Here is a 21,351-nt window from a genome sequence, read left to right on the forward strand (position 1 = left end):
TGGAGATATGAATTTAAAGAAGCGTTTGGCAATATCCAATGCCGCATTAGTTATTATTCCTTTTATAATAACCATTGTTGCATCTCTTGCCTATATATATGTTTCTGCCGGGCTATTTAGGAAGGATATAAGCTATGAGAGCCTGGAGAACTTTACAAAAAAGCAATATGAGATTTTTCAGGCAAGCAGCATCCTTATGAAGGACAATCCTGAAAGGATCATGGAAAAGGATTTTCAGCAAAATATCGCTGATAGGTTGTCCGCAGTGGATGTGGATGTCATATTCCTAAAAGATCATGATGTGATATTCTCCACCAGAAAGCTGAGCAAAATAGATTTGGAAAAGTGCATACACAGTTCTGATGAAATATATACCGGTAAATCCATTTATTTGAGTGGAATACCCTTTATTGTAAGAACTATAACGCTGAATTTCAAGGATGGAAGCAGCGGATGGGCTATATTCCTTGCCCCTGTGGAAAGTAGCGAAAAGGCGACCCAGAACTTTGCCGTATTTTCCTTGCTCGTGTTCATAATTTCTTATCTGGCAACCAGTTTGCTGATGTCCTACGTATTGTCAAAAAGCATACTGCAGCCCCTTGCAAGGTTAAAGGTTTCCGCCGGAGAAATCAGCCACGGCAATCTCGACTATGAGGTAATCGTGGAAGGGGACGATGAGATAAAGGAACTGTGCGGATCTTTTGAGCAAATGAGGTTGAAATTAAAGGAGTCCGTACACACCCAGATGAAATACGATGAAAACAGGAAGATGCTTGTGTCAAGCATATCCCATGATCTTAAAACCCCCATCACCTCCATAAAAGGATATGTGGAAGGTATAATGGACGGAGTCGCCAATACACCAGAAAAGCTGCAGAAGTATTTGAAAACCATATATTCCAAAGCGCTTCAGGTGGACGGGATGATTGACGACCTCCTTTTGTACTCCAAGCTTGACCTCAAGCAGATACCTTTCAATTTTGAAAAGACCGATATAGTAAAGTACTTTGAAGACAGCATAACAGATAATGAGACGGAGCTGGAAAAATACAACATAAAAATAGAGCTTCACAATGAGCTTAAAGAATGCAGACATGTCCTGATAGACAGGGACAGAATGAGGCGAGTCGTGGTAAATATAATTGATAATGCGCGAAAGTATATGAACAAAGCCGAAGGCAAAATAGATATTATCCTTCGGGAAACCAATTCAAGCATTGTTGTTGAAATACGGGACAACGGTGCTGGTATACCAAAAACCGCAATTTCCCAGGTATTTGACAGGTTTTACCGCGCCGATGCTTCCAGGAGCAAGATAAGCGGAAGCGGACTCGGTCTGGCCATTGCAAAGCAAATAGTAGAAGGTCATGGCGGCAAAATATGGGCAAGAAGCCATGAAAACCAGGGTACCAGCATAATGATTTCCCTGGGAAAGGTAATGTAAATCAAAGCACCGCAGGCTCTTTGATCCGGCTTTGGCCGTGTGGGCATCAACACGTCCAAAATCGGTTTTGCTTATTACACAGTAATATAATATGAATATAACAAGAATTTTCTGGAGGTTTTGTTGTGAAGAAAATACTGATTGTTGAAGATGACCAGAGCATAGCTGAGCTTCAGAGGGATTATCTTGAAATAGGTGGTTTTTCCGTAGATATATGCAGTGACGGCATTTCCGGCCTCAAGGCTATCGAATCCGGACACTACGACCTAATACTGCTGGATATCATGCTTCCCGGAATAGACGGATTTGAAATCCTGCGGCATGTTCGTGACACCATGGATGTCCCTGTCCTCCTGGTTTCTGCTAAAAAAGAAGAAATTGATAAAATAAGGGGCCTGGGGTTAGGAGCCGACGACTATATAACAAAGCCCTTCAGCCCCGGTGAACTGGTAGCGCGGGTTAATGCCCACATATCAAAATATGAAAGGCTGAAAAACAAGTATGCCAATGTAAAGAATGATACGGTGATAGCAATTCGCGGCTTGGAAATAAATAAAGATGCAAGGAGAGTTTTTGTAAACGGAAAGGAAGTCAATATGGCCCAGAAGGAGTTTGACTTGCTTTTATTCCTGGCCCAGAACCCCAACCGGGTTTTCTCAAGGGAAGAACTCTTCGAGAGGATTTGGGGGCTTGATTCCCTTGGGGATGCCGCCACTGTCACCGTGCATGTGGCAAGAATAAGGGAGAAAATCGAAACCGACCCGTCAAACCCTCAGTATATAGAAACAGTATGGGGCGCAGGATACCGGTTCAGGGTGTAAACATCCACCGTAAGCCCTTTTTGAAAATAAAAAGCCGGCCTTCTAAATGTGCTGACATCTAAAAGGCCGGCTGAAGATCGGATGTGTTGCTCTCAGCTATATGAAAGCTTCGTTATAGTATTATTTCTTCAGGCCTGTTCCGACAAGCGCTACATTTTCCTTGTATTTCTTGTCGTAAGCTTCCTCAATTGCAGGCATTCCATTCTTATCACAAAAATCAATTATGGACTCGTAAATCTTTTCAGCTTCCTCAGCAGTTTCCGCCATAATCATCTTTGGATAGTTGGCTTTTATGAAATCTTCACATAGTGTCCTGTTAATGCCTTCTTCACTCTTTGGATCAATCACGTCGCCTATTCCCACAAATTCATCGGTCAGCCACATGATGGGCGTCAATACATTAGCCTGATTGTTTATTACCCAGTTTTGTTTTTCTTTGGGCAGCTTTGCATTTACCGCAAACTTTATTCTGTCCACGTTATCGCTTTGTCCCGGTATCATCCAGAACCAGAGGCCCAAACGGTTGATTTCATCCGTTGTCAATTCGGATTCGGGTTTCTTAAGTATAGGCAGTCCGTCGCTGTCCAGGCTGTCCCAATACTGGCCTTGAGGTCCATACATCTGCAGTATTGCTGCTTCCTCTGTCAGGAAATATGTCCAGAGGTCAAAAATCCTCTGAGGATTTTCAGCCTTCGTAGTGATGCAGGTAACATTCCAACCCACCGTAGACTGATGGTCCGCATAAATCTTAGAAGTTGGCAGTCCCTTGGCCGGTGGATACGGGAAAGGTGATACCATCTCATAGCTGTCATCCGGATATGTTTCCCTCAGTATCCTGCGGAATTTGTTTGTCTCGTCTAGAGACTGGTCATAGAACAGCAGTGCGGTGCGCCCTGCTACAATTTTTTCCAGGATTTGCTCTGGGGTATCCGTGAACTGAGTTTCGGATATAAGACCCGATCTCCACCATCTGTTGATCTCCAGAGAAGCTTCCTTGAATACAGGATCTCTGAAAGCAAGCTGGTATTTACCATTGTAAACAGTGTACCAGCCTTCCAGCACACCTCCATAAGAACGGTAGAATGCCCTGGCAAATCTCCATCCGTCAGTTGACTGGTCCATTATCACAGGAATGGTAGACAATCCTTCCTTGGTTGTTGGTATTTCGTTTTTCACCTTCATAGCAAAATTGTACAAATCCTCAAAGGTCTCAAGCTTGGGGCTTCCTGCTTCTTGATACAATCTCAGGTTGTAAATCCAGGCATCATTACCGCCTGAAGCTGCTTTTCTTGCCCAGTTGGGTATGCCGTACAGCTTACCATTAATCTTGAGCATCTCTATCGTAGACGGTAATATGTTATTCTCATAGTTCTTGTTTTTCTCCATGAAAGGCTCCAGGGGCTGCAGTAAGCCTAATTCAGCCAGCTTGATATTGTCCACGCCTCTGTCCATCATGATGGAATCCGGCAAATCTCCTGCCGAAATCATGACATTAAGCTTAGCCTGCGGATCTGAGTCGGGTTTGGAAAATTCCACATGTACATTGAACTTTTCCTTCAATGCTTTTGAGACTTCGTCTTCTCCCCAGGGTTTTAAGCCCCACCAGTCATAGTTGAAATAGTGGGTGAAAGTATAGGGCTCAAGTTCCTCACTGTCCGCAGTTTCACCAGTTGTGGCATCCTTTGTGGTGGTATCCTTTTTTTCTTCTTCCTTTGTTTCTGCGGGTTTGTCGGATTCAGAGGTCTTGCCGCAGCCTACTGCAATACCGACAAGCATGAATGCTGCCAGAATAAGGCAAAGAATTCTCTTTTTGTCCATTTTGCACCTCCTAATTTTTTTGACTGAAATGGATTGCTTATATGATAAAACGGCATCGGATTTGACCGTTTCATCCTTTGAGTGAGCCTATCATGATACCCTTAACAAAATATCGCTGCAAAAACGGATATACCATAATGATGGGCAATATAGTTACTATCATGGTCGCCATGGTTATAGAACGTACATTGACCTGTACTCCCTTACCGATGTTGCTTGCATCTGCAGCAGCGCCGGCTGTGGTTTGTGCCAGCTGCTGGGCAAATTTAGCTTCTGAAATGATGGAGAGAAGCACAGTCTGCATGGGCTTCAGTTCCTGTTTTGTAATGAACATGGATGCATCGAACCAGGCATTCCACTGCCCCACACCGATAAAAAGCGCTATAGTGGCGACAATCGGCATGGACACAGGGAATATGATCCGGAAAAATACCGTAAAGTAATTTGCTCCGTCGATACGCGCCGATTCCTCCAGGGATGAAGGGATACCCATAAAATATGTCCTCATAAGTATCATATTCCAGATGCCTACCAGTGACGGTATTATATAGACCCAGAAGCTGTTCATCATACCCAGTCCTTTAATAAGGAAATAATAGGGTATGAGGCCTCCGCCGAAATACATCGGGATAATGCACAAAATAGTGTAAAACCTTCTTCCTTTTAAATTTCTGTGGGCCATTCCGAAGGCAAGCATGGAAGTAAACAGCAGTGCACTGATCGTCCCGATTACCGTCCTGGCTATCGTGATGAGATAGGCATTATAGACTTTGGGATTGGTAAAGATCAGTTCATAATTGCGCAGGGTAAATACACGCGGATAAAAGGTTATCCCGCCCTTCGTCGTATCGTTCGCATCATTTAAGGATATTGCCGCTGAATTTATAAATGGATAGAGCGTTGCCAGCACTATGATAACCATAATTAAAATATTTATGGTATCGAACAGCCTATCGCCAAAGGTTTTTCTTCTTTTCATACATATGCCTCCATAGGATAATGTTATTAAATTACTTCATTTCCGGTTTTGCTCGCCAGTTTGTTGGCTCCCAGCAGGAGAAGAATATTTACCACCGATTTGAATAAACCTGCAGCTGCCGCATAAGAGTACCTGGCTTCACGTAGACCAACCCTGTACACATATGTGTCGATTACGTCGGCGAAATCCCGCAGTCTGGCATTGCCCATCTGGTTTGTCAGCATCATAATCTGATCGAAGTTTGTATTCAGCAGGTTGCCTATTGTAAAGATGAGAAGCAGAATGATGGTTGGCATGATGGATGCAATTGTTATATACCACATCTTTGCGAACCTCCCTGCCCCATCAATTTCTGCCGCTTCATATAACTCATAATCTATAGATGTGATGGAAGCTATGAATATAATTGAATTCCATCCCAGTTCCTTCCATAAGTCAGTACCTACAGCCATCCACCAAAAATATTCGCCTTTACCAAAGAAATGTATAGGCCTCTCAATCAAGCCAAGAGCCTGTAAAGCAGAATTTACCGCGCCATTGTCAACTGAGAAAAAGTCGAACAACAATGTGGCGCCTACTACCCATGAAATGAAGTGGGGAAGATAGCTTATCGTCTGAATTCCTCTCTTTAAGTTCTTGTGGGTTATTTCATTCAGCATGACGGCAAAAATTATCGGAACGGGGAAATTAATAAGCATTTTAAGAAGACTTATTACTACAGTATTGCGAAGCACAGTAGTAAAGTTTGGATCTGAAAACAGGCGGTTAAAATGTAAAAATCCAACCCATCGGCTCATTCCCGGGAAATCCCCCAGTTGAAATTCCTGAAAAGCCATGATTATTCCATACATCGGAATATAAGAAAAAATTATGATATGAATGATAGAAGGTATTACTAAAAGCTGCAGATCAATTTGCTTAATGAAGCCTTTGATAAATCCATCCTTTTTCCGGAGAGAGCCTGACTTTTGTAAAGCAATCTGTTTACTCATGCATGTACATCCTCCAGTTCATTAATCTTGCAAAAATCAAAAACACCGCAATAAATAAACCCTTTCACTTACAGCAATATGCACAATCGGGCAATTTAGTTCTTACAAGTTTTATATATCATTACCATACACGGTTGTTGATATATGCAGCTATAGATTTTTTACTTTTTCATAATGTTTGAAATTATATAGAAAATGCTACGTTTTTTACACGTATAGAGTTCTTATGAATCTGTGTCGGAGGAAATTTAGTTAAAATGTAACCTGTCTGATTTGCTGCTTCCTTTCAATTCTTCTGCTTCCCAGCTTTATCAGTTGAAATCTTTTTACTTATAATGTCCTGCATATACTTTAGTGTTTGTAGGATACCTAAGGCATAACTTTGATTTTCGGGGTTTAGCTTTTCGTATGTTTTAGACAGGATTTCGGTTTTACTCATACACAAAAACCTCCTTAGAGTGTGTTTATAAACACAGCATATCACATAATCTTGTGTCAGTCAACATTTAATTTTGGAAATTTTTTATATTTTTTGTTGTGTTGACAAACACACTTTTTTTGTATATTATTTTTTGTATATTATGATGATACGAGGTGATTTTAATGCTGCACAAAAGAATAAGAGAAGTACGAACCCTTTTAAAAATGTCACAAAAAGATTTTGGTGACAAATTGGGAGTCAGCAGGGATGTTATAGCCAATATAGAATATAATCGGGCAAAGCCGCAGAAAATATTTATTCAGCATCTATGTTCCACCTTTAATGTAAATCAGGATTGGCTGGAAACCGGAGAGGGGAGTGTTTTTATCAATGACAAAAGAAGTAAAAATCTGTCGGAGGCCATCCGCATATTTGAGTCCCTCAATCCCGATCTGCAGGACTACGCTTTAAAACAGATCAAAGCTTTTCTGGAGCTGCAGGAAAAGAAATCTCCACCATCTCCGTAACCCGTTTTAATAGCAGTAATTTGCCGGTCCATTAACCCTACATCCACAAAAACATCATTTTTTCAGGTAAAGCAAATCATCTAATCTGTTTCATCCCCCATTTACAGGGCAGGCCCTTGATAATATAATAATATAAATTGCCGTATATTCTTATATAATCACAATTTATTACGGAGGTACTGCCCATATGGTCTGCAAAAATATCATATTTGACATAGGCAATGTGTTGTTGTCTTTCAAACCGTTGGAACATTTAAAGACAAAGATCATAGATCCCGATAAAGCTTCGGAAATATACAAACAGGTATTCTTAAGCGAAGAATGGCTGATGCTTGACAGAGGAACGATTACAGAGGAAGAGGCCATAAATGCCCTGGCCGGCAGAAATCCTCAGAATGGGCATTGGATAAGGCTCGCTTTTGAAAACTGGTATGATATCCTTACACCCATTGAGGATAACATTAATATTGCAAGGGACTTGAAAGCTGCAGGCTATAATATCTATTACTTATCCAACTTCCAGTCGCTGGCCTTTGACAATATAACCCGGCGCTATGACTTTTTTAAACTATTTGACGGAGGAATAGTATCCTTTAAGGAAAAGCTGATTAAGCCTGAAGAGGGCATATATAAAAGATTGCTGGAAGAGTACCGGCTCTTGCCTGAGGAATCAGTATTTATAGATGATACGCAGGTAAACATTGAGGCTGCGGCAAAGCTGAATTTCAAAACCATACTGTTTACCGGTGCTGAGGATCTGAGAAAAAAGCTGAAAGCCTACGGTATTTGTTTTTAATACCTATTTGGGAACCCTTCCCGATAAAAAAACGTCAAACGTTATTAAAATGTCGATATGCCATAGCTTTAATGAATTAAAGTGTTGAAAAAAGAGCAATATTATTATAAACTTATAAGTAATATGGTTAGTCTTTATATAAAAATGCCATAATTTACAAAAATTATCATTTCATATGGGGGTAAACATGAAAAGGAAGATACTAGTAATCGGTCTAGTTATGTTATTGGTTTTTGCGTTGCTTCTGTCAGGTTGCAGCAGCAAAAATACATTGAAAATGGCTACCGGAGGCACGACCGGTACATACTATGCTTTCAGCGGAGCTGTTTCCCAGGTTTTATCCAGCAAGATCAATAATCTTGATTTTTCTGTTCAATCCACGGGAGCTTCAAAAGCAAATATCCTGCTTGTTGCTGATAAGGAAGCAGATATTGGAATCGTTCAAAATGACGTTATGTATTACGCCTACAATGGCATAGACCTCTTCGAAGGTGAAGCGGTTAAAGGTTTCTCTGCTATGGCAGGATGTTATGCCGAGGTCGTCCAAATAGTCAGCAAAAGCAGCATCAATTCCATTGCAGACTTGAAAGGCAAACGCGTTTCTGTAGGTGACATCGGGTCCGGATGTGAGTTCAATGCACGCCAGATTTTTGAGGTATACGGCATGACCTTCGATGACATCGAAGTCCATAATCTCAGCTTCAATGACAGTGCTACCGCTCTCAAAGACGACAAGATAGATGCCTTCTTCTGTGTGGCCGGTGCTCCTACTACAGCTATCGTAGAACTTGCTACTTCCAACAGCATAAAGCTTCTGGAAGTTGATGATGAGCATGCCGATAAGCTGATTGCCAACTACCCGTTCTACACCAAGTACAATGTTCCCGGCGGCACTTATAAGGGTGTTGATTCCGATGTACAGACCGTAGCTGTTGTCGCCACTTATATTGTTTCTGATGATTTGGATGAGGACTTGGTATACAATATGACCAAAGCTCTTTTTGAAAATGCTGATGAGATTGCCAAGGCACATCCTAAAGGAGCCGAACTCGATCCGGCATATTCAGTTTCAGGTATATCCATCCCGATTCATCCGGGTGCACTGAAATATTACAAAGAAATTGGAGTTCTTTAAGGAATATAGAGGAACATAAATGAAGCGGTTTTTAACGGGGGCCGCGGTTGTGGTCATAATCGCTGCCTCTGTTTTTATTTATTATCAGGTTTCTATACCATGCCTTCTCTTGAAGGACGGAGATACAGGTAAGCTGATTGCTGCCTACCCTGTGAAGGAAGGAGACCGGTTCTCCATCACTTTTATTCATTCTGTAAACCAAAGCCCGGTAACTGACGTATATGAAATCCGTAGCGGTAAGATCTACGTTGTGCAGACAACCTATTACTCCTTTGGTGCCGGTGTGCAAACCGAAATAGAAGAAGGTCAGATTTTGGAATATGGTGAGGACGGTTCCATGACCGTACGAGGTTTTGAACGCCGCATGGACAGTCTTTCCTATATTGTAGGTACTGTCTCAGACCACATGCTTGAAATCAACGGGAAATCGATAAGCCTCCGGGAACTCTGCGGGCGAAACACCACCGTCAGCTTTTCCTGTGGGCGGAAGCTTTTCCCATAATCTTATACAGTTCGGATAAAAATCCAAATGATTGTGAGCTGTACTTTATTTCCATCAGGTTTTCGTTTGGAATTATTATATTATTATAACCCATTTTAAAAAGGAGGATTATGCATGTCTAAAACCACAAACAAAGCCCATTCTTCAATGGGTGATGTTGAGCAGGTCAATGTTGACGCCCTTATGGCGGAATATGACCGCGAATCCAATACAAGACACTACAAAGGTGTACCCAGAGTGGTTGTCCGTTACATTCTGGCAGCCTTTTCAGTTTTTGCTTTTTATATGAACCTTTTGAGCACATGGCCTGAACAAATCAGAAGATCCTCTTTTGTAGGACTGATTATCTTCATGGCCTTCATGCTTTATCCTGCCAGGAAGAAGTCAGCCAAGAGGCAAAATTTCGTCCCATGGTATGACATCATACTTGGAATTGTGGGCACCGGATGCTTTTTCTACTATGCATTGAATTTTTCAGCAATGGCTCAGAAGGCTACCCGAATCTCTGGGTTGGATGTGATAATAGGTATCGTCGGAATACTAATAATCGCAGAGGTGTGCAGAAGGGTTGTTGGAATACCGATATTGGTAGTGGCTGCAGCCTTTATTGTCTATGCTTTCACTGCCGGTTATTCAGTTAACCGTATCGTATACACGCTTTTTTATACCCTCGATGGAGTAATCGGTACTCCCATAGGCGTTTGCTCCACATTTATCGTATTGTTTATCATCCTGGGGTCTTTCCTGGAAAAAACTAATATTGGTTCCTTTTTCATAGAAATAGCAAACTCCGTAGCAGGTTTTGCCAGCGGAGGCCCGGCCAAGGTTGCCGTTATATCCAGTGCACTGGAAGGTATGTACTCCGGTAGCTCGGTTGCCAACACCGTAGGTTCCGGAAGTGTTACCATCCCTATCATGAAGAAAACCGGATACGATAAGGACTTTGCTGCAGCCGTGGAAGCCGCTGCCTCTACAGGCGGCCAGATAATGCCTCCCATCATGGGTGCCGCCGCATTCCTTATGGCTGAAATGACAGAAACGCCTTATGCCACCATTGCAATCGCAGCCATCTTCCCTGCCGTGCTTTATTTTACCGGTATCTTCCTGATGGTGCATTTTGAAGCTAAAAAGCAGGGACTCAAAGGGCTTCCCAAGGAATCCCTCCCCAGCTTCTTCAAGCTCTTCCTGACAAAAGGATATTTGTTCATACCCATAGTTGTGCTCGTCGTGACAATGTCCATAGGGTATACCACTTCCAGGGCTGCTTGCCTTGCCATACTGGCTGCAATCATAGTCAGCATGTTCCGTAAGGATACCCGATTGACACCAAAGACGTTTGTTGAAGCTATGGAAAACGGCGCCAAAAACACTATCGGCGTTGCTGCCGCCTGTTCAATAGCCGGAATAATTGTAGGTATCGTTTCCCTTACCGGAATCGGTCTTAAGCTGGCCGATACTCTGCTTATGCTTTCCGGCGGTATCGACATAGTAGCGCTGTTCCTGACGATGATAGCCTGTATCATACTGGGAATGGGAGTACCCACCACCGCAAATTATGTTATTATGGCTACCATCACAGCGCCCATTATTCTCAAGCTAATACCTGAAACTCCGGTGTTGGCTGCGCATATGTTCGTATTCTACTTTGGTATTGTGGCTGACATTACACCTCCTGTGGCTTTGGCTGCCTACGCTGGTTCCGCTATTTCCGGCGGCAATCCGCTGCGCACAGGCGTCATCGCCACCAAGCTGGCCATCACTGCCTTCATCATACCGTATATCTTTGTGCTCAGTCCTGAGATGCTGCTGATAAACACCTCAGTCTTCCGGGTTGCTCAGATCATCTGCACCTCAACCATTGGTATGTTTGCAATAGCCGGCGGACTAGAAGGGTTCATGAAGAAAAAGCTGCCCTGGTGGCAGAGAATTATGGCTATCGCCGGAGGCCTCGCAATGATTGAGCCCAACCTGATAACCGATATCATCGGATTGGTCCTCATAGCCTTCGTCTTTGTCCAGCAGTATGTTATCAAGGACAGAAGCCAAAAAGCTCTGAATGCCTAAAGTCTTACAGGATAAATAAAAAAGGGCTGTCTCAAAAATAGAATTGGAGACAGCTCCTTTTAATTTAAAAGGCATTTTTAACAGAACAAAAAAAGCAAAGCTCACATCCTGTGTAAACCTTGCTTTAACTGGTCGGGGTGAGAGGACTCGAACCTCCGGCCCCATGGTCCCAAACCACGTGCGCTACCAGCTGCGCTACACCCCGGTATTAAATTTGCAACGTAGAATATTCTACTACATAAACACCCTTAATTCAATTCTTTCAAATCCTTTGCCGCAAAAATAAATCCCCGTTTCTTGAAATTACTTCTTAATAAGCTGATTTTCAGCGTCACGCATTTTTCGTGCCACACCTGAATTTCTTTCCAAGCAATCATATAAGCAGATTGGATATCTTGTAAAAAAATGAAAAATAATTGTCATATAAATGAAACACTTCCTTAACTTGATACGTCTATTATATATGGTTTATAATAAAGTTGGGAAACTCTTGTTTTTATGTAAACCACATTGACAATTTAATATTGAATCCAGCAAAATCAGGCATAAAAGGTTCAGCAATTTTCCTATTGAGGTCGGGAAACTGCCGGAACAAACTACTTCGACCATGACATAACAGTTGCCACAACATTTAGTTTTAAATAAACATATTAAAACAGGAGGTCAGAATGAAATCTTACATAAGAAAAAGCGTATCAGTTTTACTGATTACAGCAGTTTTGCTTTTATGCACATTCAGTATCGCAGGCGCAGCGCCAAGAGTCATCCATGAAACCGTGAAAAGAGAAATTATAACGTCGGGGGCCATACTTGAAAGAATAACAAGGTTTACTGATGACGGCTGGCTTTCGATAAATGTTCTCAGAGTCGACCTGTCAAATCCAAATGTAAAGATAGATACCATATCTCATGCCGACTCAATCCGCAAGCTTACGTCCACCATGGACCTCGCCAAGTCCAGAGGAGCCGTTGCAGCAATTAACGGCGGATTTTTCAACTGGACAAACGAATCGGGCCTGGCAAATCCTATAGGGCCAATAGTTGAGTCCGGAAATATCATTTCCGCGGATTCGGATTATAACCGATATAGCGAAACCATGGCCAGCTTTGCCATATCCAGCATGAATCAGGCCCTTTTCAACTACTGGAGAAATAAAATCACTCTTATAGCCCCGACGGGCAATACGATTGAAGTGGCCAGGTATAACAAGAACAAGCCCAATGCTGAATACCAAAACCCCATCATTCTTGACAGGCGCTGGGGTGAAAAATCCGTAGGAACCGACACCCCAACAGGTACACCGGACACTCTGGAAATGGTGGTGGTTAACGGTGTGGTGGCTGAAATACGTGAAGGAAAGCCAGCAATAACAATACCGGAAAATGGTTATGTAGTGGTTACAAGGCTCAGCAGCGCAGACTTCATCCGGAAAAATTTACAGGTCGGAGATGAAGTTTCCTTTGAGATAACCACAACTCCTGACTGGAAGGAAATACAAACTTCCATCCCCGGAGGTGCAATGCTTCTAAAAGACGGTAAAATACCGGACAAGTTCACACATATACCTGAAGGGAGCACCTCCACCAGAAACCCACGTACCGCAATAGGCAGCTCCAAAGACGGAAAGCAGGTTTTTTTCGTAACAGTCGACGGAAGGCTAAACTCCAGCATAGGCATGACTATGACGGAACTGGCGCAGTTTATGCAGGAGATAGGTGCCTACAATGCGGTAAATCTTGACGGCGGTGGTTCTACAACAATGGTGGCAAGATCTCTCGGCAATACCGGCCTGAGTATGGTGAATACTCCATCCGATGGCTCAGTCAGGAAGGTCACTTCAGCGGTAGGAGTATTTTCGATAGCTCCGCCCTCGAAGCTTGACGGCATTGTTATAGAGGCTTCGGAAAACAACGTATTTGTGAATACCTCCAGGCAGTACAGCGTTAAGGGTTATGACAGATATTTCAACCCTGTCACCATAGATCCCAGTCAGGTGAAATGGAGCGTATCCGGCATAGAGGGAAGCTTTGACGGCAACGTATTCCGTCCTACTTCCGTCGGCAGCGGAAAGATAATTGCTACCGTAGGTGACGTATCTGCAGAGATCGAAGTAAATTCACTGAGCGCTCCCGTGCAGCTTTCCTTTGACAGAAGCTCCCTTAAGCTGTCGCCGGGTGAAACCGCCAGGCTCAAGGTTACCGGCAAGAATAAAAACGGCTATTACGCGACCATAAATCCTGACGATGTTAAATGGGCCGTAAATGGCAACATAGGTAATTTCGAGAAGGGGACATTCACCGCTTCCGGACATGGAACAGGCTATATCGACGGATATATCGGCAACACCCATGCTTATTGCGCTGTGTCGGTAGCCTCCAGGACGTCCACCATAGCGGACAAATTTGAGGCTGAAAACGGTACTTTTACTTCCTATCCGTCCAGCGTGACCGGAAGTTATGCGATTTCGAAGGAAGAAAAGCATTCGGGCGACGCCTCAGGCAAGCTCACTTATGATTTCACAAAAGAAGTGGATGTTACCCGCGCCGCATATATGGAATTTAAAAACGGCGGTGTCGCCCTTGCCAAAAATACAACCGAAATAGGCATATGGATATACAACTCCCACCAGAACTCCAATTGGCTCAGAGCCGAAATATATGACGCCAAAGGCAACAAGCAGCTGGTGGATTTCACCAAGGGCATGGATTGGACAGGATGGAAATATGTTACTGCATCTACCGCAAATATAGCTTCCCCGGCGAAGCTTACCAGGATATACCTTGCACAGGTAAATCCCGTAGCCGAAAAGGGTTACATATATATGGACGACCTGACCTTGGTCACCTCCTCGTATCCTGAGATGGATATGAGCAAGATACCCAAGAATACGGTACCAGTGGATGAAGCCAATAAAAGCGTTACATATACCCCAGGCTCCGGTGCTTTCCGCTTTTCCGTGTTCGGCCAGTCCAGCGAGCCAAAGAATATGCTGGAAAACCTGCTGGCAGGGAGATTTGTGGAAAAAACCAACGGCAGAGCTGATCTGGCGGCTATAGTGGGAAGCAGCAAGCATGCTATCACAGGCTCAATAAAAAAGCCGATAGCTGCATCTACAAATACAGGCTATAAATCCTATGACAAGTCGGACAGCAGGTTCATACAGCTTGACATGAGCAAAGGAGGCCTGAGAGCAACAGATAAATCCCAATGGCACTGGTTCCTTCAGCAGTTGAATGGGTTCCAGGGAAAAAATGTGTTCATATTCCTTGCAAACTCTCCGAAATCTTTTGGAGATAGCTTGGAAGCAGGCCTGTTCCAGGATATACTGACCGAATACAAGCAGAAAACCGGGAAAAATATATGGGTGTTCTATAAGAGCGATGAAAATTCCTGCTATATGGAAAGAGGGATTAAATATCTGACTACCGCAGGTTACAACATACCCGGCCTGAACCCCAAAAATGCAGCAGAACAGGCAAAATATATAGAAGTAACGGTCAACGGAAGCACAGTTACTTTTGAATTTAAACCCCTTACGTAAATCAATGGGCAAGGTGAGCAGGATATTTAATTAACTAGCATGATTTTAAAGGGTGGACGACTGAGTCCACCCTTTATCTATCCATGAAGGTACTGATTCTTAATTTATATCTAGTTGTGCTAGTGGCGCTATTGTAAAGCAAGCAGAAAATTATCGGCTTGAATTCTGCTGATGGAAATGGACGATTGTTGCCTAGAAAGGATTTAAGGCACATACGGTTTAATTTGTAATATACACCATACTTTAAGTCCCAGAAGCGTTCATTTTCCACAGCGCATTCATTCAAACAGGGCCCTTACTTCCTCCTCGCTCAATTTGGACAACAGCGTCTCTCCGGGCTGGATTACCGCATCAATTAGCTTCTTCTTTTTCTGCTGCAAATAATAAATCTTCTCTTCAATTGTCCCTTTAGTGAGCAGTTTTATCACTTGAACCGCCTTTTTCTGACCTATCCTGTATGCACGGTCGGTGGCCTGGTCCTCAACAGCAGGATTCCACCAGGGATCATAATGAATCACGGTATCCGCCCCTGTAAGGTTAAGGCCTGTGCCTCCAGCCTTAAGAGATATCAGGAAAATATGCCCTCTGCCTTCATTGAAAGCCCGTACCAGCCTCCCCCGTTCCTCCGTTTTGGTAGTTCCGTCCAGGTAAAGATATTCAATGCTCTTCAAATCAAGCCAATCTCTGATTATATGGAGCATGGAAGTAAACTGGGAAAATAGCAGTATCCTGTGTCCTCCTTCTATGGAATCCTTTATGAGTTCCTGCAAAAGCAGCATTTTGCCGCTTTCTCCCTCAAATCCCTCCAGAAATATGGCCGGATGGCAGCATATCTGCCGGAGCCTCGTCAAGGCAGCCAATATTTTTATCTGGCTTTTTTCAAAGCCTTGCTCCCGTATCTCCTCATCTATTTCGTCCTTTATCTGCTTCAGATAGGCAAGATATACCTTCTTCTGCTCAACAGTAAGCCCCGCCGTCATTTCATGCTCGATCTTGTCGGGAAGTTCATTTAAGACATCAGTTTTAAGGCGTCGCAAAATAAAGGGCCTGATGTGCATGGTCAAATCCTGCATGGATCTGGCGTCTTCATCTTTCATGATGGGTTTCATGTACTTTTCCATAAATTTAGCATGGGAAAAAAGGTATCCCGGCAAAATAAAGTCAAAGATGGACCAAAGCTCTTCCAGGTTGTTTTCCATAGGCGTACCGGTGAGAGCAAAGCGGTTTTGCGCCACTATCTGCTTCGATGCTTTGGCATTTTGCGATGCCGGATTTTTTATGTATTGGGCTTCATCCAGTATGCAGTATCTGAAAGACAATCCCTCATACTTGTCGATATCCTTTCGCAGCAGAGGATAGGATGTGATGAGTATATCGGCGCTTTCAATTCCGAAGGCAATCCTCTTTTCCCTCTCCTCCCTGTTTCCCGATATTACCACCGTTTTCAGGTCCGGAGCAAACTTTTGGATCTCAGCCTCCCAGTTATATACCAGGGATGTCGGTGCGACAACCAAGGACGGGTAGAAACCTTTCTCTTTTTTGTCCGACAGTATTAAAGCAATTACCTGAAGGGTTTTCCCAAGGCCCATATCGTCAGCCAATATGCCTCCCATGCCATAGGAGGACATCGTTTTAAGCCATTTAAACCCAAATTTCTGGTATTCCCGCAGCACCCCTTTGAGCCCGTCGGGAATAACCACCTCGACATCTTCAGGCTCATTGATATTCCGTATCAGCTCTTTAAAGGCATGATTCCTTTCAAAATACCTCCAACCGGATTTTTTCAAATATTGATCGATATAAAGGGCCCTGAATTTCGGTACCTCTACATAGCCCCTTTCAAAATCAGCTTCATCCATCTCCAGGTATTCGGAAATTCGCGCTGCCTCCCTGAGCTCTTTCGAAGTCAGGCTGAGAAATGTTCCGTCCTTCAGACGGTAATACTTTTTCTTCTGCCTTAGCATTTCAAATATATCCGGCAGTTCGGACCGCTCAATGCCCTCAATGCTGAAACTGAATTCCAGCATGCCTGACCTGTCGTTTAGCCTTATACCTCCCGTGTAAGAAGATACAGACTTTAGAGGTATTTTCTTGAAGCTCTCGGAATAAAAAATGCTGCAGTATTCTTGAAGCCTCGGTATTGTTTCATAGACGAAATCAAATACCTTGTCCTCTCCGTCCAGATGAATCCGGTTGTTCCTGACCTTAAACTCCGTTCCCTCCAGTATGGACAAAATCGCCTGTTCTTTTTCCACATCCCTCAGAAGTATCTTACCGGTTTTATCCGCAGGGGCGCTTTCGCCTGCAAAAGGGTTTATGCACCTTTCTCCATATATGAATTTCAATTCTGCATCTATGCTTTCAACGTTTCCGTCCAGATAAATTTCAGCTTCCAGGTCCAGCTTTTCGATCAGGGAATCCACTTCCTGGTCTATCGTCACAGTGCCGGCATTCCTGGCAAAGGGAAGCACTTCCGATACCAGGCGTTCCTTTTCATCCGCCTGAAAATAGATAATTCTTGATTTCCGGTAGGCCATGGCAAGAAAAAAGGGTTTGAAGTTCTCCTGCTGTTTTCGGGAAACCTTATATATATTTCCGCCGGCAAAGAAGAATTCTCCGTCTTCCGTAAGGGGTAAAAGAGGTTCATCAAAGTTCAGCCTCAGAGCCAGCTCTTCTTCATCTTTCGTCAAATGAAAATTAACGGGGAAGTCTTTATCCAGTATTCTGACCTCATCATAAGGCTCACCCTTGATTACGGCTTTAAAGGTTCTGTCCTTCATCAGGTTGAAAACCCGTTTGGTACCAATGCTCGCAAGTAAGACCTGCTTATTTCGGAATACGCTGCCCCGGGCACCGTAGGAGAAGCTGTCCTGCAGTGCTTCCAGCTCGTATATCTCCTTTAGAAAATCGATGATGGGTCTGTCCTCAGCTCTGAAGAAATGAACCGTGGGGTCGAAAGTAAAGTTTTTTCCGAAAATGATCTCCTCGTTTTTATACAGGCTGGTTAGAAATGCCTTTATGTTTTTTACCGTATATAGCCTATCCTCTCCTATATTGATGCTTATGGCAGAGCATGAGCCGCTCCCGTGGCAGCCGGATTTGTCATATTCATAGATGACTTCTATTTTCACCGGCTTTGTAGGATTTGATGCGGTATTTTGAAATAAACCCAGTATGTGTTTTGCTGTCCGTCGGGGCTTGAGCCTGCCGAAAAAATCCTGGCGGTCCTTTTCCAAAATGGATATGAGAGCGGCAACTATATGTCTGCAATAGCCGTTGTAGTCCTCGATATAAGGGCATGTGCAAGTGGCATGCTGTAGCTTTCCTTCAGCGCCAAAATAAACCCTGACGTAATAATCCAGGGTGCCTGCTATGGTAGCATTAAATATATTATTAACCCGGTCATACTCTATTGATTTTATCCTCCCGTCGGAGAAGCACTTTCTACCTTGTATAACTTCTTCCCGGGTCGCCGAGCGTTCAATAATATCGTCACTTAACTGAAACATAATCCTCTCCTGCCGGATTAACGGCATAAAAATTTATGTCCAAATATATATTATATCCTCAGCAGAGGATTAATGCAATTCAGTAGCGCATAAACCTTCATACCCCTCCGGCTTGCAATATGAAATCTTATAGCATCAACATGCATGGGCTTTTACATAAAAGCACAGCGATAAAACGTACTAAACCTGCATAAATCCGTAATAAAACTTGTCTTTAGCTAATAAAACGAGTCAATATATGGCCATTAGTGCCGATGGAAGCTCTCTGCCTGTCTCTCCTGTGCTACTCTGCCACTTCCTCAAGCAAAGGAGTCAGCTCTCCATGATAATATATATACAGTTTATGCAGCGGCCTCGTCATAGAGACATACATCAGTTTGGTATCCAGCTCACCGGCCCCATATCTTTCTCTATTGGCATTGGCGATCATCACCACATCGAATTCCAGGCCTTTTGCCAGATATGAAGGCACGATTACAACCCCGCTTTTGTATTCCTTTTCTCCGCCGGTAATTATGACCGGTGAATTGCCGCCTTTTTTCATCAATGAAGCCATATCCTTGCACTCGTCCATCGTCTTGCATATAACCGCTATGGACTTATAACCGGCTTCCTTAAATTCATCAATTTTGTCCAGTATATCTGATGCAATTTCCTTCAGATTTTGCTTTTTTATCAGCCGCACCTTTTCACCATGCCTTATAACAGGCTTTCCCATGAAGGGACGCAGGGCATCGATCCTGCCGATAACTTTGTTTGCCGCCTCCATTATTTCCACCGTGGTTCTGTAGCTCTGCTCAAGGGTGAGCATCTGGCTTTTGCGGTCATCAAAGGCATGCTTCATAACGTCGGACCAGTCCAAAATACCCCTGTAGGAATGTATGCCCTGGCACAGGTCCCCAAGGATGGTAAACGAGCTGTCCCTCACTATCTTTTTTATCACATAAAGCTGAAATACGCTGAAATCCTGGGCCTCGTCGATGACAATATGCTTTACGGGAATCTTCTCATCCATCCCGTATATTTTATATTTGAGGTATATGATGGGGGCTAAATCTTCCAGTTCAACAAAGCCTGATTTGAGCACTTTTTCAGTATGCTCCCGCAGAAATTCGGCCTGCCTTTTAGGAAGTTTACCCTCCACAAGCCTGTAAAAGAGATCCTCCTTCATGATGAGCTCTTTATAATACTCCATGGGATTCAGCTTTGATATTCCTTTTATATACTCATTGGCGGCCTTTTTGGAGTACGTCTGAAGCTTGTCGATAATGGCATTCTTTTTATCTATCAGCCGGATGATGAGCTTCTGCCTCTCCTCCGATTCTGCCATAGTAGCCTTTATTTTTCTTATCTTTGCATCACATTGGTCATGGAGGTTGTTTATGATGGATTCCTTTTTTACCTTAAACCGGTTGTTCAGGTGCTTTTTTATTTCATTCAATCTCTGAGCTACCGGCCAAGTCTTATATTGCCGGAGAAAGAGGTCATTGATTTCCTCATAGCTGTATATCACTTGTGAGCCTATCTTGAAATCCTTTTTCGGGATATAATCCCTTTCTATCGCTTCTATATAGTCATCAATGACTTCCTTGAAGGTCATGGAAGATTTAAACTCTGATGCTTTTCGGACAAGCTCATTTCGGGCTATCTGCTCTTCGGTGCTGTTTCGGTCTACAAAATCGACGAGTTTTTCATTGGCATCCCGGATTTTCAGCCTCTTACCGATGAGCTCCATGGCAAAGTCCTCAAAAGTGGTCTGCTTAACCTTGTCCACCCCCAGCTCCGGAAGCACCTCGGAGATGTAGTTGAGAAACAGCTTATTGGGGGCTATTATCATGAAATTTTCAGGTTCAAAACTCTTTTCATAGGTGTATACCAGATAAGCGATCCTGTGCAGGGCGATCGTGGTCTTACCGCTGCCCGCCACACCCTGTACTATCAGGGGAGTCCACATATCTGCCCTTATTATCCTGTTCTGCTCCGCCTGTATGGTTGAAACTATATCCTTCAGGCGGTTGTCGGCATTTGCTCCGAGATGGGCCTGCAAAAACTCATCATTGGTGGTAATGTCTATGTCAAATATGTCCTTCAGCACTCCCTCTTCAAAGGAAAACTGCCTTTTTAGCATCAGGTCGCCTTCTATGCGGCCGTCAGGACACAAATATCCGGCCCTCCCCAGCCTTTCCTCGTAATACAGGCTGGAAATGGGAGCCCTCCAGTCGATGATGATTATCTTCTGATCCTCATCCCTCATCAGGGACATCTTTCCTATATACAGCTGTTCTGCTTTTTCCTTTCCGTCCTCGCGGAAATCGATTCTCGCAAAATAAGGCTTGCTTCTGGCGGCAATCAGGTTTTTAAGCCTGATGGTAAGGCTGTCCTGAAGAGTGGTATTCACCATGAGGTCGATATAGTTCTGGCTGTTATCCGAGTTGAAATGCTTCTTCATTCTGTCCACATCGCTGTCTATTTTCTGCTTCTTGGCAATGGTGGCCTCGAGGCTCTTTTCAACGTATCCCAGGATATACCTGCTGTGTTCAAGCTCTGCTTTATAATCCGGATGGTTTTCCGCCGGCATTGCACTGCACCTCCTTTGTTATGGATAAAATTTGGCATAAGGCCGGTAAACCGTCATAAATTCAAGCACCGTAAATGTCACATAGGGATGAGAATGCCGCATACCGGGTGGAAGTAGAAGCAGCCTTAAAGCATTGTTTTCCAATGTATCAAAGAGGTATTAAATCATGCCCTATGCAAGATTAAAATTGGTTTTGCTGTCTGCAACTGAAGCGGATGGAAGT

General features: G+C 43.5%; 14 protein-coding genes and 1 tRNA gene. 8 read left to right on the forward strand and 7 right to left on the reverse strand.

Annotated features, from left to right (window positions below; translation table 11 throughout):
- Positions 1-7 precede the first annotated feature (7 nt).
- Both CDO33_RS19135 and CDO33_RS19140 read left to right on the forward strand, forming a co-directional pair.
- The gene (locus CDO33_RS19135; protein WP_103080482.1) at positions 8-1,444 is read left to right on the forward strand and encodes a sensor histidine kinase; all 1,437 of its coding nucleotides are present in this window, start codon (positions 8-10) and stop codon (positions 1,442-1,444) included.
- Positions 1,445-1,569: 125 nt separating this feature from the next.
- Positions 1,570-2,265, forward strand: a complete 696-nt coding sequence (locus CDO33_RS19140; protein ID WP_103080481.1) for a response regulator transcription factor — start codon at positions 1,570-1,572, stop codon at positions 2,263-2,265.
- A gap of 120 nt (positions 2,266-2,385) precedes the next feature.
- On the opposite strand, the gene CDO33_RS19145 is transcribed toward CDO33_RS19140, so the two are convergent.
- The 4 genes from CDO33_RS19145 to CDO33_RS21005 all read right to left on the reverse strand — a co-directional run bounded on the left by CDO33_RS19145 (position 2,386) and on the right by CDO33_RS21005 (position 6,493).
- Positions 2,386-4,083: an extracellular solute-binding protein gene (locus CDO33_RS19145; RefSeq protein WP_103080480.1), complete on the reverse strand. Its 1,698-nt coding sequence runs from the start codon at positions 4,081-4,083 to the stop codon at positions 2,386-2,388.
- A 70-nt stretch (positions 4,084-4,153) separates the two neighbouring features.
- Positions 4,154-5,062 carry a carbohydrate ABC transporter permease gene (locus tag CDO33_RS19150; protein WP_103080479.1) on the reverse strand — a complete coding sequence of 303 codons (909 nt, stop codon included), beginning with the start codon at positions 5,060-5,062 and terminating at the stop codon, positions 4,154-4,156.
- 26 nt (positions 5,063-5,088) lie between these two features.
- Complete coding sequence (locus CDO33_RS19155) at positions 5,089-6,054, reverse strand: ABC transporter permease (protein WP_103080478.1); 966 nt, start codon at positions 6,052-6,054, stop codon at positions 5,089-5,091.
- Between the two features lie 286 nt (positions 6,055-6,340).
- The gene (locus CDO33_RS21005; RefSeq protein WP_161496443.1) at positions 6,341-6,493 is read right to left on the reverse strand and encodes a hypothetical protein; all 153 of its coding nucleotides are present in this window, start codon (positions 6,491-6,493) and stop codon (positions 6,341-6,343) included.
- A 164-nt stretch (positions 6,494-6,657) separates the two neighbouring features.
- Here CDO33_RS21005 and CDO33_RS19160 point away from each other — a divergent pair, with 164 nt between their 5' ends.
- From CDO33_RS19160 to CDO33_RS19180, 5 genes are all read left to right on the forward strand, one after another.
- The gene (locus tag CDO33_RS19160) at positions 6,658-7,002 is read left to right on the forward strand and encodes a helix-turn-helix domain-containing protein (protein WP_202849479.1); all 345 of its coding nucleotides are present in this window, start codon (positions 6,658-6,660) and stop codon (positions 7,000-7,002) included.
- A gap of 187 nt (positions 7,003-7,189) precedes the next feature.
- Positions 7,190-7,798 (forward strand): HAD family hydrolase, encoded by a 609-nt coding sequence (locus CDO33_RS19165; protein WP_103080477.1) that lies wholly within the window; start codon positions 7,190-7,192, stop codon positions 7,796-7,798.
- A 187-nt stretch (positions 7,799-7,985) separates the two neighbouring features.
- Positions 7,986-8,933 carry a TAXI family TRAP transporter solute-binding subunit gene (locus CDO33_RS19170; protein ID WP_103080476.1) on the forward strand — a complete coding sequence of 316 codons (948 nt, stop codon included), beginning with the start codon at positions 7,986-7,988 and terminating at the stop codon, positions 8,931-8,933.
- A 19-nt stretch (positions 8,934-8,952) separates the two neighbouring features.
- A complete protein-coding gene (locus tag CDO33_RS19175; protein ID WP_103080475.1) occupies positions 8,953-9,435 on the forward strand; it encodes a DUF1850 domain-containing protein in 483 nt (160 codons plus the stop codon).
- Positions 9,436-9,549: 114 nt separating this feature from the next.
- The gene (locus tag CDO33_RS19180) at positions 9,550-11,499 is read left to right on the forward strand and encodes a TRAP transporter permease (protein ID WP_202849478.1); all 1,950 of its coding nucleotides are present in this window, start codon (positions 9,550-9,552) and stop codon (positions 11,497-11,499) included.
- A gap of 129 nt (positions 11,500-11,628) precedes the next feature.
- Here the strand turns inward: CDO33_RS19180 and CDO33_RS19185 are convergent.
- A tRNA-Pro gene (locus tag CDO33_RS19185) sits at positions 11,629-11,704 on the reverse strand.
- 463 nt (positions 11,705-12,167) lie between these two features.
- Here CDO33_RS19185 and CDO33_RS19190 point away from each other — a divergent pair.
- Entirely contained in the window at positions 12,168-15,041 is a 2,874-nt protein-coding gene (locus CDO33_RS19190; protein ID WP_103080474.1) for a phosphodiester glycosidase family protein, read from the forward strand.
- Positions 15,042-15,319: 278 nt separating this feature from the next.
- Here CDO33_RS19190 and CDO33_RS19195 read toward each other — a convergent pair whose 3' ends face one another.
- Positions 15,320-18,550 (reverse strand): SNF2 helicase associated domain-containing protein, encoded by a 3,231-nt coding sequence (locus CDO33_RS19195; protein ID WP_103080473.1) that lies wholly within the window; start codon positions 18,548-18,550, stop codon positions 15,320-15,322.
- A gap of 283 nt (positions 18,551-18,833) precedes the next feature.
- On the reverse strand, positions 18,834-21,128 hold the full coding sequence (gene helD / locus CDO33_RS19200) for an RNA polymerase recycling motor HelD (protein ID WP_103080472.1): 2,295 nt from the start codon (positions 21,126-21,128) through the stop codon (positions 18,834-18,836).
- Between the last annotated feature and the right edge of the window lie 223 nt (positions 21,129-21,351).

The organism is Clostridium thermosuccinogenes (assembly GCF_002896855.1).
GTDB classification, from domain to species: domain Bacteria; phylum Bacillota; class Clostridia; order Acetivibrionales; family DSM-5807; genus Pseudoclostridium; species Pseudoclostridium thermosuccinogenes.

Bases quoted from the DNA above. Each gene is read 5' to 3' on its own strand.
- CDO33_RS21005 (WP_161496443.1), bottom strand. From the start codon at position 6,493: ATGAGTAAAACCGAAATCCTGTCTAAAACATACGAAAAGCTAAACCCC.
- CDO33_RS19175 (WP_103080475.1), top strand. From the start codon at position 8,953: ATGAAGCGGTTTTTAACGGGGGCCGCGGTTGTGGTCATAATCGCTGCC.
- CDO33_RS19165 (WP_103080477.1), top strand. From the start codon at position 7,190: ATGGTCTGCAAAAATATCATATTTGACATAGGCAATGTGTTGTTGTCT.
- CDO33_RS19145 (WP_103080480.1), bottom strand. From the start codon at position 4,083: ATGGACAAAAAGAGAATTCTTTGCCTTATTCTGGCAGCATTCATGCTT.
- helD (WP_103080472.1), bottom strand. From the start codon at position 21,128: ATGCCGGCGGAAAACCATCCGGATTATAAAGCAGAGCTTGAACACAGC.
- CDO33_RS19150 (WP_103080479.1), bottom strand. From the start codon at position 5,062: ATGAAAAGAAGAAAAACCTTTGGCGATAGGCTGTTCGATACCATAAAT.
- CDO33_RS19135 (WP_103080482.1), top strand. From the start codon at position 8: ATGAATTTAAAGAAGCGTTTGGCAATATCCAATGCCGCATTAGTTATT.
- CDO33_RS19155 (WP_103080478.1), bottom strand. From the start codon at position 6,054: ATGAGTAAACAGATTGCTTTACAAAAGTCAGGCTCTCTCCGGAAAAAG.
- CDO33_RS19180 (WP_202849478.1), top strand. From the start codon at position 9,550: ATGTCTAAAACCACAAACAAAGCCCATTCTTCAATGGGTGATGTTGAG.
- CDO33_RS19160 (WP_202849479.1), top strand. From the start codon at position 6,658: ATGCTGCACAAAAGAATAAGAGAAGTACGAACCCTTTTAAAAATGTCA.
- CDO33_RS19170 (WP_103080476.1), top strand. From the start codon at position 7,986: ATGAAAAGGAAGATACTAGTAATCGGTCTAGTTATGTTATTGGTTTTT.
- CDO33_RS19190 (WP_103080474.1), top strand. From the start codon at position 12,168: ATGAAATCTTACATAAGAAAAAGCGTATCAGTTTTACTGATTACAGCA.
- CDO33_RS19195 (WP_103080473.1), bottom strand. From the start codon at position 18,550: ATGTTTCAGTTAAGTGACGATATTATTGAACGCTCGGCGACCCGGGAA.